This window comes from Fibrella aquatica, assembly GCF_041321135.1.
Lineage (GTDB): Bacteria > Bacteroidota > Bacteroidia > Cytophagales > Spirosomataceae > Fibrella > Fibrella aquatica.
In genome coordinates this window covers 566,032-580,182 of sequence record NZ_JBGGWF010000002.1, presented here as the reverse complement: position 1 = coordinate 580,182, position 14,151 = coordinate 566,032, and the positions used below count along the sequence as shown (strand labels likewise).

Annotated in this window: 8 protein-coding genes; 5 read left to right on the top strand and 3 right to left on the bottom strand. The window is 50.5% G+C overall.

Annotated elements, in window-relative coordinates; genetic code table 11:
* Window positions 1-81: 81 nt before the first annotated feature.
* The 4 genes from ACAW87_RS06240 (at window position 82) to ACAW87_RS06225 (ending at window position 10,434) form a co-directional block, all read left to right on the top strand.
* Window positions 82-4,374 (top strand): T9SS type A sorting domain-containing protein, encoded by a 4,293-nt coding sequence (locus tag ACAW87_RS06240; RefSeq protein ID WP_370722298.1) that lies wholly within the window; start codon window positions 82-84, stop codon window positions 4,372-4,374.
* Between the two features lie 177 nt (window positions 4,375-4,551).
* The gene (locus tag ACAW87_RS06235) at window positions 4,552-7,389 is read left to right on the top strand and encodes a M16 family metallopeptidase (RefSeq protein ID WP_370722297.1); all 2,838 of its coding nucleotides are present in this window, start codon (window positions 4,552-4,554) and stop codon (window positions 7,387-7,389) included.
* 93 nt (window positions 7,390-7,482) lie between these two features.
* Window positions 7,483-8,904 carry a tetratricopeptide repeat protein gene (locus tag ACAW87_RS06230; protein WP_370722296.1) on the top strand — a complete coding sequence of 474 codons (1,422 nt, stop codon included), beginning with the start codon at window positions 7,483-7,485 and terminating at the stop codon, window positions 8,902-8,904.
* A 105-nt stretch (window positions 8,905-9,009) separates the two neighbouring features.
* Window positions 9,010-10,434 carry a leucine-rich repeat domain-containing protein gene (locus ACAW87_RS06225; protein WP_370722295.1) on the top strand — a complete coding sequence of 475 codons (1,425 nt, stop codon included), beginning with the start codon at window positions 9,010-9,012 and terminating at the stop codon, window positions 10,432-10,434.
* A 99-nt stretch (window positions 10,435-10,533) separates the two neighbouring features.
* Here the strand turns inward: ACAW87_RS06225 and ACAW87_RS06220 are convergent, their stop codons facing one another.
* Together ACAW87_RS06220 and ACAW87_RS06215 are read right to left on the bottom strand one after the other, a co-directional pair.
* Window positions 10,534-11,388 carry an LOG family protein gene (locus ACAW87_RS06220; RefSeq protein ID WP_370722294.1) on the bottom strand — a complete coding sequence of 285 codons (855 nt, stop codon included), beginning with the start codon at window positions 11,386-11,388 and terminating at the stop codon, window positions 10,534-10,536.
* Between the two features lie 203 nt (window positions 11,389-11,591).
* Window positions 11,592-13,004, bottom strand: a complete 1,413-nt coding sequence (locus tag ACAW87_RS06215; protein ID WP_370722293.1) for a hypothetical protein — start codon at window positions 13,002-13,004, stop codon at window positions 11,592-11,594.
* Window positions 13,005-13,067: 63 nt separating this feature from the next.
* On the opposite strand from ACAW87_RS06215, the gene rbfA reads away from it, so the two are divergent.
* Complete coding sequence (gene rbfA / locus ACAW87_RS06210; RefSeq protein ID WP_370722292.1) at window positions 13,068-13,445, top strand: 30S ribosome-binding factor RbfA; 378 nt, start codon at window positions 13,068-13,070, stop codon at window positions 13,443-13,445.
* A gap of 132 nt (window positions 13,446-13,577) precedes the next feature.
* On the opposite strand, the gene ACAW87_RS06205 is transcribed toward rbfA, so the two are convergent.
* Complete coding sequence (locus ACAW87_RS06205) at window positions 13,578-14,003, bottom strand: hypothetical protein (RefSeq protein ID WP_370722291.1); 426 nt, start codon at window positions 14,001-14,003, stop codon at window positions 13,578-13,580.
* Between the last annotated feature and the right edge of the window lie 148 nt (window positions 14,004-14,151).

Below are 14,151 nucleotides of genomic sequence, written 5' to 3'. Positions count from 1 at the left end.
TCTAGGTATTTTTATATCGAAGCGATATACTTGCAACCTTTTAACGCTACTTAGTCCTGTATTTTTACAACTAACTGTTCTATGCAACTTCGCTACCTTCTCATTGGTTTCCTGAGCTTTCTTTCGCTGCTGGCTTCCGGGCAAACGATCAGCATTCAACAGCTTAACTCGGGTGGTAACTCTGGCGGTCCATTCTGTGCAGGCGCTGCGCTGAGTGTTTCTTTCACTACTTCAGGTACGTTTGTGGCAGATAACAGCTTCCGGGTTCAATTGTCGAGTAACTATGGTAGCTCTTATATCGATTTGCCCGGTTCGTTCACGAGTAGTCCCGCTTCTGTTACGCTGCCCGCCTCCATTGTGCCGGGCACTAACTACGTGGTCAGAGTACTGGCAAGCAAGCCCTTGATAGCCAGTTCGTATAGTTACTCGTTCAGGATAGCGACCACGCCAACGGCTCAGATCACCGGAAGTACAACCAAGGGTGTACCGGTAAACCCGTACACAGCGGTGAATCTGGCCATGATCATGACGGGTGGAAATCCTTATACCCTGGTGCTTCAAGATAGCACCCGGCTCATTTCTTACTACGATAATACCACTACTGATCTTCTTGTTTATCCGCCCCGAACAACAACCTACACCCTGGCAAGCGTGCAAAATGCCTGTGGTACAGGGGCTGTTAGCGGTAGTGCGCTCGTACCGGTGAACACGGTTGGCTTCCAATTGTTGAGCCGGGGCAACGAAAGCTTGTGTCTGGGCTCGGAATTGCCCGTTTATTTTTCAACCACAGCTCCTTTACCCGCCAATACTACGTTCGAGGCTGAGTTGATCAGCACCTACGATGGCAATCGGTCTATTTCGGTGCCTGTGAGCGGTACAACGAGTCCATTAATGGTTACCCTGCCAAAGCAGTATATAGGCAGTAACAGCTCTGGTTATCAGCTCAGAATCTATTCGAAATCGGGTACTATATCGGCGTATTATCGTGAGGGGTCTATGTTTAACCTGAATTCTTCGCCACGTTTATCATTATCGGGCGCGCCTGTCTCGATGCCATTCGGCGGTCAAACATCCCTGCTGTTGAGCTATACCGCATCATCGACGGGTGACGTATTTCTCAATGATGGTCGTCAGTTTACAATCTACAGCAGTGGTACATTTGGCGGATCTATCCTGGCATCGGTTACGCCGTCGATGACTACCTCGTACAGCATCGCTTCGTATACCGGTGCCTGTAGTGAAGGCCTCAGCTACGGAAGTCGCTCGGCGACCATTCAAGTACGTCCCGGCATACGGATCGATTCGTTGTCGGCGGCCCAGGTTTGCGCTGGTGAGCCGGTAACGGTGTATTACACAGCAACGCCTGGTTATTCACTTCCGCCCCAACTTCGGGTACAATATGGTACTTACTACACGGCCAATGCGGTACTGACCAAACCGGGCCAGCTGGTTTTTACGCCCCCGGTTTCCAGCACACCCGTTCAAAGTCAAACGCTTCAGTTAAGAAATGCACAGGTCGATACCCTGATTTCGTCTGCCTCAGTGCCATTGCTGATCAGGGCTAAAGCCGGGGCATTTTTTATCAATAATCAGCAAACCGTTCAGAACTCAGGCCAGCAGTCGATTGGGCTGAATGTTGTGTCAGGAGGGGTAACGACTATCGAGTTAAATACGGGAAATCGGTATGTGGTAAATACGGGCACGGGATCAGGTTACTATACTCAGTATTACGTATCGGTCTATGTCCCGAATACGACCACCTTCTCTGTTGTTTCGGTCAAAAATGAGTGTTCCGAAAACCTGGAACGTAGCAGTACAACCATTACGGTCCAGAATCCATCGACGGGTCAAACGGGTATTATCCTGAACAAAGCCGACCAGCGAGGGATAAATTCATGCCCTGGCATCAGAGAGTGGATAAACGCGAATCAAATGGGCACGTTCAACGCCGACAATCAGTTTCTACTGGAGGTATCGTTGGCCAACGGAAACTTTTCGGGTTCGCCGGTACAGTCATTTTCCAGTCTGGAGGCGATATCGCTGGTAATGCCGACACTGAGTGGGTCGTACCGGGTGCGGGTATCGTCTACCAGCCCCGTTACGAGAAGCAACGAGCTTTCATTTTATGTTAACAGTGCGCCAACGGCATCGGTCAGTATCTATGCACCCAACAATATTGGTAGTGGGTCAACCAGCCAAACACTGACCACAGTGCCAGGCCAACTGGTTACGGCTGAGTATAACTTTTCAAACGGTAGAAGCCCCTATCGTTATGAGATAGCCAATGGTAGGAAGGGGCAGTCAGACTACGGGTTTCAGACCACCTATCAGCCCATGACGACAACGAGTTTTGGCCTAGTTCGGGTAACTGATGCCTGTGGCACCTCGGCAACCATTGTTTCCGGGCCAGCTATGGTTGAGGTGGTCCCGTCGATCCTTAAAACCGGTGCACTAAACGTTTCTCAGCTTTGTGTACAGTCGCCGGTGCTAGTGCCTTTTACCCAGTTTGGTACGGTTCCAGCGAGTGTGTCGTACATTGTTCAGTTTTCAGAAGATTTACAAACCTGGCAAACAGCACCTACATCGGGTACGGCCAGCCCGCTTACGGTAACGCTTCCCCTGTCATTGGCCAATAAGCAGGTCTACTATCGGGTTGCTTCTGTAATCAACAACACCGTGGTGGCTGGTATCAAATTTGAAAGTCGAATTTTGATCAAATCAGCCCCGGACGTCGTGTTAACTACACCCAGTGGATCAACCGCTATTCAGATCGACCGGGCTAACTCTTTGTCAGCGGAAATTAGGCTGTTCGATATATCGTCTGACGCGATGGCGATTTTAACGAATGGCACAACGGTGATCAGGTCGAATGTCTACTCTAATGGCAGTTCCTATTACGTCACTCAACCAGGTACGTATAGCCTCGTTACTGCCTACAACAGCTGTGGATATGGTAAAGGAACAGGTCTGGTAAAGGTCACCGAAAAGCCTTACCTGACGTTGCTTAGACCAAGCCGCACGAGTGTCTGTGTGGGGCAAACAGTGTCGTTTACCTACGCCGCTGCCGGTGATTTTGAAGCTGGTAATAAACTGTCTTTTTACCTGGTCGACAATTTTAGTAGTGAGCAGACCAGAACACTCTTAACTGAAACACTGGCCCTGAATGGTGTCGTGTCTTTCTCCGTGAGCCCTTCCCTGAAACTCAATTCATATAGTGTCCAGATTCAGGCTTCTGCACCCGCCACTATCCTGTCTGGATTTACGCTACGTGTTAATGCGCCGGTCAGTGTTAGCCTAACTGCCGCCTCGGGCATAGCGTATGAAGGTGATACTCAGGAATTGATTATCAGGTCAGACGCCACCGGACCTTTTACGGCAACGCTGGCTACCCCCACCGGTCTAAGCGTTGTCGATTCCCCGTACAATTATTATTACGCCCCTCTTCGGCTCACTCAGTCGGGGAGTTACTCCATTGTCAACGTGGCCAACCAATGTGGAGTGGGGCAGGCAACGGGTGTGTCTTCGGTATCGGTTATTCCTGCCACCGGCGTAACAATCCGGCCAACAATTTATGGTAGTGTATACTGCACAGGAAAAGACTACCAGGTCTTCCTGAGCACTTCCGGCGTATTCAGCACCACGAATACCTTCACGGCCTACCTGACCGATTTAACCGGAGTCAATATTCGTACCTTGCCAACGGTCAGTAGTGCATCGCAATTAACGGTTACCATACCGGCGGGCTTACCTGACGGCGGCCGCTATGCTATTCGGGTAGGGTCGAGTAGTCCTCAGCATGTGGGGGCATCTACCTACCAAAGTTTCGAAATTGGTCAGTCTCCTACAGGTACGTTGACGGGCAACACCTCTCTGGTTAAAGGCGATTCGGCACGTATCAGCGTGGCGCTTACCGGCACACCACCCTGGCAATTTGTGATCACCGATTTCTTTGGACCACGCACGTTCACTACCTCAACCACGCCTTATTCGCTTACTGTGAAGCCCGATACGACGGTTGGTTTCCGGCTCACGGAAGTGCGCAACAATCAGTGTGGGGTGGGTACCGCCATGGGCACGGCCCTGATTACGGTGACCAAACTACTGGCTACGGAGCCCGCTTTGCCCTTGGAGGTACGTACCTGGCCTAACCCCACGTCGGGCTGGCTCCAGATCGAAGGCAACGTACCTGGCCGGGGAGATGTGCTGTTTGGCTTGCGTACAGTGTCAGGTACGTTGGTACAGCAGTCGGTTGGCGCTGTACGGCAGGGACAGCTTCAACACCGCCTCGATTTGAGCAACCAACCCGCTGGCATCTATATCCTGACGGTCGAGCAGGAGGGGCGGCGTAGTCAGTTTAAGGTGCTCAAGCAATAGCACGGCCAGTCGTTCTTCAGCAATACAGCACTATCCAATCAATCAGTTAGCTGATTTAACATCCGTTAACCATCTAGAGTAGGTACGTGAATGCTGGAAAAGTTACCTTGCAATACTCAGCGGCCGAGTTTGAAAATAGAGCTAACTCATCTTTAATCCAGTAAGGTAAAGAACAGCATGAATACGCATTTACAGAGCCGAAACAGCACCCGGATGGGGGTATTGCCGGTTGGCCGGTGGTTTATTGCCGCCGCCATGATCACCACAAGTTGCACGTTTTCCCTGGCTCAGGCACCGGTTAAACTGCCCGATGGCGTCAGCAAAGGTGCTTCGGTAGAGGGTATTTCAGAATACACCCTGAAAAACGGGATGAAAGTACTGATGTATCCCGACCCGTCTAAACCGACGGTTACGGTCAACATTACGTACCTGGTGGGGTCGCGGCACGAGGGGCTGGGCGAAGCAGGTATGGCTCACTTGCTCGAACATATGGTGTTTAAAGGGTCGACTAAACACCCCAACATTCCGCAGGAGCTGACCTCTCACGGTGCCCGCCCCAATGGTACTACCTGGCTCGATCGAACCAACTATTTCGAAACCTTCGCCGCCACCGACGAAAATCTGAAATGGGCACTCGACCTCGAAAGCGACAGGATGGTCAACAGCTTCATTAAAAATGAAGACCTGCAGTCTGAGTTTTCGGTGGTGCGCAACGAGTTTGAAATCGGTGAAAACTCACCGCAGAGTGTACTGAACGAACGCGTAATGTCAACGGCCTATCTGTGGCACAACTACGGCAAATCGACCATCGGTAACCGGTCAGACATTGAGCGGGTACCCATTCAGAACCTACAGGCCTTTTACAAGAAATATTACCAGCCCGACAATGCCGTACTGGTGGTGGCTGGAAAAATTGATGAGCCCAAAACACTGGCGATGGTCAACGAGTATTTTGGCAGTATTCCCCGGCCAACACGGGTATTACAGGAACCCCGTACAGAGGAACCTGTGCAGGATGGCGAACGAAACGTGTTGCTACGTCGCGTGGGCGATACCAAAGTAGTGGCAGCGGGTTATCACATTATGCCCGGCTCACACCCCGATTACCCAACCATGGATGTGCTGGTAGAACTGCTGACCAGCGAACCGGCGGGACGTCTGTATAAAAAACTGGTCGAAACAAAAAAAGCATCGACTCAGTATGGCTACGCTTTCAGCCTTAAAGATCCGGGCTACGTGTATTTCGCTACCGAGCTGCTGAAAGAAAAGTCGATCGATGAGGCCAAAGCGTCCATGTTGAACACCCTCGATTCGGTCAGCATCGACGTACCTACCAAAGCCGAAGTAGATCGGGCGCGGGCCAAGCTGCTAAAAAATGTGGAGTTGCAGCTTCGTAACACCGATCAGGTTGGGCTGGCGCTCAGCGAATTTATTGCTACCGGCGACTGGCGACTGGGGTTCATCTACCGTGATTTGCTGGAAAAAGTTACCCCCGCCGATGTACAGCGCGTGGCCGCTTATTATTTCAAGCCAAGCAACCGGACCGTAGGGTTGTTTATTCCCGAAGCTAGCCCCAGCCGTACCGAGGTACCCCAGGCACCTGATATTGCCAAAGTGGTTGATGGCTACAAAGGCCGCGCACTGATGGCGCAGGGCGAAGCATTTGAGGCTACTCCGGCTAATATTGACGGGCGTACCAAACGCATTGAACAGCCAAACACGATCGAACTGGCCCTTTTGCCCAAGAGTACCAAAGGCAACGAAGTAAATGCGCGTATGACCCTCCGCTATGGCGATATCAAGAGCCTGGCCAACAAAAATACAGTTAGTCAACTCACGGCGTCTATGCTGAACAAGGGCACCACAACCCGGTCGCGGCAGGCTATTCAGGATGAACTGGACAAGCTGAAGGCCCAGGTACAGGTGTTTGGCGGCGGCAATTCGGTCGGCGTCAACATTAAAACCGACAAAGCTAACCTGCCCGCCGTGGTTCGGCTAGTGAGCGATATGCTGAAAAATCCGGTCTTCAGCGCCGAGGAATTTGAGAAGTTGAAGCAGGAAGAACTGGCCGGTATTGAATCGCAGCGGTCGGAGCCCACGGCACAGGCCAGCATTGCGTTTAGCCGCGCCATCAGCCCTTACTCGAAAGATGACATTCGGTATACGCCTACCTTCGACGAGCAGGTGCAGAGCCTTAACGCCACCAAACTCGATGACCTGAAAGCGTTTCACAAGCAGTTTTACGGTGCCCAGAACGCCACCGCCGCCGTGGTGGGTGACTTCGACGAAACGGTGCTGCGCAAAGTGATCATGGATGAGTTTGGTTCGTGGAAATCGAAAACACCGTTTAGCCGCATCATTAGCGAAGTGAAACCGGTGAAAGCAGAACTGATTTCGCTCGAAACACCCGACAAAGCCAATGCTATGATGTTGGCCGGCTACATGTTCCCCATGCGCGACGATGACCCTGACTATGCGGCACTGGTGATGGGCAATTACATGCTCGGCGGCGGTTTCCTGAACTCCCGGCTGGCGACCCGTATTCGGCAGAAAGAGGGCATCAGCTACGGAGTTGGCTCACAATTGAGCGTAAATGCGCTCGATAAGTCAGGCAATTTCACCACCTACGCTATGTACAACCCTGAAAATACAGACCGGCTGGATAAGGCATTCCGGGAGGAGTTGGAAAAAATCAGGACTGAAGGGTTTACCGCCGAAGAAGTGAAAGCGGCCAAATCGGGACTGTTGCAATCGCGTCAGGTTACACGGGCGCAGGATCCTTCGCTGGCGGCAACGCTGAACAACTACCTGTACCTGAATCGTACGATGGCTTTTGATGCCGAACTCGACAAGAAACTCGAAGCCTTAACGCCGGAAGTGATCAATGCCGCCGTTAAGAAGCACATTGATCCGTCGAAAATTGTAACCGTACGGGCGGGTGATTTTGCGAAGGTGAAAAAGCCGGTAGCCGACAAACCAGCCCCTGCCGCCGCTGGTAGTGGCAAGAAAAACTAACGATGCAATGCTTTGCGCAGTAGGTTGCTGTCGCTGGGCCCAGCGACAGCAACCTACTGCGTACTCAGTTTAAGGGAGTAAAAACAATAAAAAATGAAGATAATAAAAGTAGCCGTGTTCAATTTTTTCTGGCTACAGGCTATCCTGTTGCTTGGCGCAACAGCCGGTTATGGTCAGAAAGTAAATAAGCCGATTATCAGTGAGCCATCACTTAAATTCCTGAGTCAGCAGATTTGTGAGTGCCTGAACAAAAAACAACTTGAAAAGACGGAATCTGCCGAGGCGCTTAAATCATGCTTTGAGGATGAGTTTACAGAGCATGGTGAACAGATTCTGTCAGACAATAATCTGGAAGGGTCTACGGAGGTCGGGCAACAAATAGGGTTGCTGTTGTCGAAGGAACTGAGTAAAGATTGTGCCTCCTACGTGTCTTTTTTAGCGGAGTCACCCCAAAAAAAACTCATAAACGAAGCGGAAGCTCTACAACGTGCTGGTAAGCATGAACAGGCCATGAACCTGTTCACCAAACTGATGAAGACAAAATTGATCCTGATTGACTGGACGATTTACAATCAGCGTGGCCTGAGTAAACTGGAGACTGGCGATTATTATGGCGCTCTGGCCGATTTTGAGTACGCTATTCAACGCGATTCTACCGGCGTAGTTGCCTACAATAACCGGGGGTTGGCCAAATACCGCCTGGGTGATAAACGGGGTGCTTTCGATGACTTCACTAGCGCTATCGACCTTGATTCTACGCTGGCGCTTGCCTACGAAAACAGAGGCGTGGTTCTCTATGACGATGATCAGTATGATCGGGCAAAGGTCGATTTGCTAAAAGCCATCGCATTGAATCCATCGTCAATGACAGGCTACTACTACCTTGGCCTCAGTGGCAAAGCGTTGGAAAATTATTCAGATACTACGGCAGGTTATTTCACCAAAGCGATCGAACTGGCTCCGGTCAAGCATGAGTACCAGAACGCCCGGGGCCTTTTTTACAACGATAAAAAAGACTTCAAACGGGCTCGAGCCGATTATGCCGCTGCTATAAAGCTGAGTCCTAATTATAATCCCGCTTTCTACAACTTAGCCCAACTTGACTTATCGGAAAACAAACTTACCGATGCCTTACGTAATCTGGATACTGCTATCCGTCTGGATTCGACCTATGAGATTTACTTTAATAAGAAAGCTCAGGTACTGCTTCAGCTAAAACGGTACAATGAAGCATTGGCCTCCTGCAAGCAAGCTATTGATCTGAATCCTGAAAGGGCTGATTCGTATGATACGCAGGGGGCAATTTTTGATGAAATGGGTGATGCGAAGAATGCCGTTGTCGCCTACACAAAATCGCTGGACATAGCGTCACAGGATGGCCATATCTATTACCGTAGGGGGATGGCCAAACTTAAAGTGAAAGATGCAGCAGGTGCCTGTCAGGATTTTCAGATGGGAAAACTATTAAAGAACACCGATGCATCGAAAGCCGCTCAACAACATTGTAACCGGTAGAAGGGACACTTAATCGGTCGAAAAAATCCAAGGAAGAATGATGAAATGATTTATGGAAACAGGCTTGATTCGGCATCTATTGTCTACTCCTTTTCGATATTCTTCATGAAACCCACTCTGTTTATCCTGCTCAATGCCCTGCTTTTCAGCCTGACAGCCCGCGCTCAGGTGACCGTAATGCTACCCGCCGATACGGCGAAATACGGGATCAGTCCGGCAAAATTAGAGGCGCAATACCTGCCGCTTCGGAAACTGACAGAGTCAATGACTTCCGAACAGAAGACTGGTTTTCAGAAAGTGCGGGCCGAATATGACCGCAGCCGTTACGCCTCCATTGAGAAGCAGGGGCCATTGCCCGGCTATGGTTTTCAATACCAGACAACCGAGTATATTCGGGCCAATGGTAAGGCAGAGTGGGTGATTGTGCGGCCCTACGGCATTGTTCCCGATAAGCTGGTGCAGGAGTTAATCGGTCGGCTGCGGGTTTTTTATGCCGAAACGAAATTTCCGGTTACCGTTTCGAAGCCTTTTCAAACCGTATATGCAACATCGTATGGCCGGCCTATGATGAGTGAAAAGCGCCGGGTACGTACGGGCGACAGCACCATCAGTACGCTAGAAGCGGCTCGTACTACTGCCCGGCCGGATACAGTAAAGTATTTGCATTTCAATCAACTGGGACTGGCAAACGTACCTGAGGTAGTGTACCGATTTCCGAATCTGGAAGAGCTGGATTTGTCTAAAAATCAGCTGACGAAACTGCCTTTGCGGCTGACCGCTCAAATTCCCAGCCTGCTTCGCCTGAGTGTGCTTTACAACCTGATTGGAGACGATAGCGTGTTTATCGCCAAGAATACGCGCCTTCGGGCACTCACCTTGCAAGGCAACAAACTCACGCGCATTCCAGCGTCGGTGCGCAAATGCAGGGAGTTAGAAAGTCTTTGGATGGGGAACAACAACCTGACCCGGTTAAACATCAAGCCATTGCGTGGATTAAATCGCCTGAACGACCTGAATCTATACAACGCCGGACTCACCTCATTACCCAAACAAATCAGGAAGTTGAAGCACGTAGCGGTACTGGACCTGTACTACAACCAGTTGACCAGCCTTCCTCGCCAAATTGGCCGAATGAAACGTATGGAACAACTGGCGGTTGCCAATAACGAGCTTAAGGCCCTGCCACCACAATTGGCTCGCCTGAAACGGTTAACGGTGCTTTTTGCGCACCACAACAAGCTGAGTCAGTTGCCTGCGTCATTTACCCGGCTTACATCTCTGCAAAGTCTGGATATTGGCTATAATCAGTTCAGTAACGTACCCGAGGTAGTGGCCGGACTAGGTATGCTGGAAACCGTAAACATCAGCAACAACAACGTGCAAACCCTACCCAACACACTTGTTGGCTTAAAGAACCTAAAGAAGCTGTATCTCCGCAGTAACCCCCTCACAGAAAACGACGCCAAAGCGGGCCCTTACGCGCAACTCATCGAAGCCTTGGAAACAAACAAAACTGAGGTGTTCTACTAAACAGACCCCACCCCAACCCCTCCCCGTAATGGAGGGGCTTTTAGTCGGCTGATCAGCGAAGCGTTAGCCCCTCCCTTACGGGGAGGGGTTGGGGTAGTGTCAGAAGTTTGGCTTCATCAGGTACTTGTCGTAGAAATCGTCGATGGCTTTTACGGCTTCCGTTGGTGTGTCAACCACCGTGATTAGCTTCATGTCTTCGGGGCTGATATTCTGCTCCTGGTTCAACATGGTCTCTACTATCCAGTCAATTAGACCTGTCCAGTACGATTTACCGACCAGTACGATTGGGAAACGCGCAATTTTCTTGGTCTGAATCAGGGTAATGGCCTCAAACAACTCATCGAGCGTACCCATACCACCGGGCATCACCACAAATCCCTGTGCGTATTTTACGAACATCACTTTGCGGACGAAGAAGAAGTCGAAGTTGATGTTTTTATCCTGGTCGATGTAGATGTTGCTATGCTGCTCGAAAGGGAGTTTAATGTTCAGACCAACCGATTTGCCGCCTTGCTCAAACGCGCCCTTGTTGCCAGCTTCCATAATGCCAGGCCCGCCGCCTGTGATGACGCCATACCCGTGCCGTACCAGTTTGGCAGCAATATCTTCGGTCATTTTGTAATACGGGTTATCCGGCTTAGTGCGGGCCGACCCGAAAATCGATACGCAAGGGCCAATTTGGGCGAGTTTATCAAACCCTTCCACAAATTCGGCCAGCACTTTAAAAATGACCCACGAATCAGATGTTTTGATTTCGTTCCAGTTACGATCCTGAAAGGCTTCTTTAATACGTAGCTCGTCTGGCGTCAGCAGCGATTCGTCGCGTTTGGGGAGCTCTTTCTGAATTTCGCTGGTACTTTGAATATCCGACCGTTGGGTTGTTTCTTTTGAACCGGGGCCGGTATTCACTTGCTGCGGTGTGGTATCAGTTGAGAGGGGATTAGTAGTCTCCATGTGGTTTTGTGTAAACAGCAGCAGCTTTACTAAGCTATTGCTGTGGCTATTGTCAATTCAATTGAAGTTGTCTCACAAACAACCTTCCGGGAAAGTAAGAAAAGGCCCGGAGAACAATAACACGCTTTTAGGGGAAAGCTGTTCAAACGAATCAATGATTTTTTTGTGAATGTGAGTCACACCGGGCAAAACCCGGTGTGACATCATCGAATCCGTTCGTAGATACCGGGTGTTTCGGTGGGTTTATACAGCGCCGCCAGTGCCGGTACCCGCTGGAAAAGCCTTGGCATTACCTGCTGTCGGTCAACGACAAAATCGGGCGGGTCACGCCGGAAATTGTCGTAAATGTCGATTACTGCTTCGTAGTTATCCAGGTTACGCAGGTCATACTTGGCCAGATCCCAATTGAGATAAGGCGTTGCAGGTCGGTTATACCGGTAGCCGCTCAGGTCTTCACCAATAATCAGTAGTTTTTGATTCCGGATACGTTCGGGCAGCGAAGACGGTTTTACCTGAAGGTTGGTGAGCCGGCCCACCTCCAAGCCAGGTAAAAGCCGCATGGAGCCCTGGTATAGCAGTCCGGCAATAGCCATTACCACGCCCAGAAACGCCAGTTCACGTAGCCATGTCTTCTTGAAACTAGCAAAATAGAGTACGGCAAAGAAGGCCATCGGTGGCACAAACGTCAGAAAAAGCATGGGCGCCAAAAAAGGCATAAGCGGAATCGTGAGCACCGCCGTAATGGCCCACATGAGCATAATCTGCTGGCATCGTTGCTGAAAATTGACGTACCTGTTCACACTGTTGAACAGGCTCAGAAAGCCCAGTACACCCACTGTTAGCGGGACAATCAGACAAACGAACGACGTTTTGAAATCGCTCAGATCGTACTGACGTACCCGGAAAACGGAGGTAAGCAAATTCCGATTGAAGTCATCGAGCGAGTTGGTGAAATAATAATAAAAGACGACCAGCAGAATGGGAAACGCGAAACCGAAGACGGTCAGTGAATGCTGCCGCAGGGTAGCTCCTGTAAAAAACAGCAGCGAGAGTGAGGCCCACAGAATAAACAGGCCGGAAGGCAGGTAGAACAGAGCGGCAATACCCACATAAAGGCCAACCTCAAACACTTCATCGGTAGCACCCTGCCTGCCCAATTGCCGAATGAGCGCCCCAAAAGCAAGCAGCAAAAAGGTCATCGACATAAGCACTGGCGAGAGCGTGGTGCAGTCGAAGGAGAGGTTGAGGAAGAGGGTGTAGAACAGACCTGGCCAAAACGAACGTTCGGAAAACACTTCGCGAGCATTCATGATGTAATTGAAATAAACGAGCTGGAAAATGGAAATACCGGCGGCTATGATCCAATAGGCAATTTGCGACCGACCAACCGCCAGATCGATGAGCCAGTAAACACCCGCCGAAAGCGGACTGACGCTATCCCAGATGTCGCTGTAGAGGGTATAGCCCTGCCTCATTTTTTCACCAACGAGCATCCAGTTCAGCTCAGGAATCAGCAGTGGGAGGGGGGCAATCAGCAAAGGCAGCCGGATCAGCAACAGTACGGCCAGCAGGCTGAAATACTGATAGGGCGCGAAGGAGCGAAAAAAACTAAGCAACTTACGGGAGTGAATATGGGTTAGTACACTAAGCCAACCGGCGAAATTACGGATATTTGCCCTATGGAATCGAAACGACAGCAAAAGGTAGCCCGACAATTGCAGAAAGACCTCGGCGAGATTTTTCAACGCGAGCTAACTCACGCATTCAACGGTGCGTTCATTACCGTCACCAATGTGCGGGTGTCGCCCGATTTGGGCATCGCCCGGGTGTACCTCAGTTTTTTGGCTACAAAAAACAAAGCCCTTCTCATGGAAACCATCGAGGAGAAAAATAAAGCCATCCGGCAGTTACTGGGCGAACGTGTTCGGCACCAGCTCCGGATTGTACCACATCTTCAGTTTTTTCTCGATGATACCGCCGAGTACGCTGACAAGATGGACAAACTCTTTGCCGGTATTGTTATTCCGCCCGCCCCTGCCGAGGACGACGACGAGTAACAGATGGCCGGGCCTGTAATGCCGAAGCTCCAGCTTCGGGAGTGAGAGAATCTACTTCGTTCTCACTCCCGAAGCTGGAGCTTCGGCATTACAGGCGTAGTCTATCATAAAGGCGCTAAGCCAGAGGCTAAATCAGCCCCAGCAGAAAGCCTCCCACAAACGGGTATATAACACCTTCGCATAATCGCGCAGACCGTTGGCTGTGCCGTTAATCTCGACCGGTGTAAACCGACGCTGTGACGAAGGCAAAGACTCTACGCGAATCGAACGCCGGTTCAGGCCACTTGCCGATAGACGAAGTCCGGCATCGGGTAAATCCATGAAGGTGTTTTCCGGTCTTGCCGCGTTGGCAAGCTGATACGTAAACTGTTGAAGGCGGTTGGCATCGAACCAGGTAAGCAACGGCATTTTCAGCCGATCAGTTTGACGGCCGCGTTTCCCCACAAAATGCAACGAAAGCAACGATCGGTCTGCATCTCGATCACGGCGGTTCTGAACCAGCACATCGAGCAATTCAAAGGGCGCGTGTTCAGTAGAGGTAGATAGTTCAATATTCATATGTTGATGAATAAATCCATTGGTAAGAAGTAAACTACAGGCAGACTTTTTGGTTTCTATCTGTACCAGAAATCGGGACACAAACATACTAACGTTTTACCCTATACGTTCACTGTCAATTCATAAGCGGCCAAGTCAGTTATTAAAT

Coding starts and splice junctions, on each gene's coding strand:
- ACAW87_RS06240 (WP_370722298.1), top strand. CDS start 82: ATGCAACTTCGCTACCTTCTCATTGGTTTCCTGAGCTTTCTTTCGCTG.
- ACAW87_RS06235 (WP_370722297.1), top strand. CDS start 4,552: ATGAATACGCATTTACAGAGCCGAAACAGCACCCGGATGGGGGTATTG.
- ACAW87_RS06230 (WP_370722296.1), top strand. CDS start 7,483: ATGAAGATAATAAAAGTAGCCGTGTTCAATTTTTTCTGGCTACAGGCT.
- ACAW87_RS06225 (WP_370722295.1), top strand. CDS start 9,010: ATGAAACCCACTCTGTTTATCCTGCTCAATGCCCTGCTTTTCAGCCTG.
- ACAW87_RS06220 (WP_370722294.1), bottom strand. CDS start 11,388: ATGGAGACTACTAATCCCCTCTCAACTGATACCACACCGCAGCAAGTG.
- rbfA (WP_370722292.1), top strand. CDS start 13,068: ATGGAATCGAAACGACAGCAAAAGGTAGCCCGACAATTGCAGAAAGAC.
- ACAW87_RS06205 (WP_370722291.1), bottom strand. CDS start 14,003: ATGAATATTGAACTATCTACCTCTACTGAACACGCGCCCTTTGAATTG.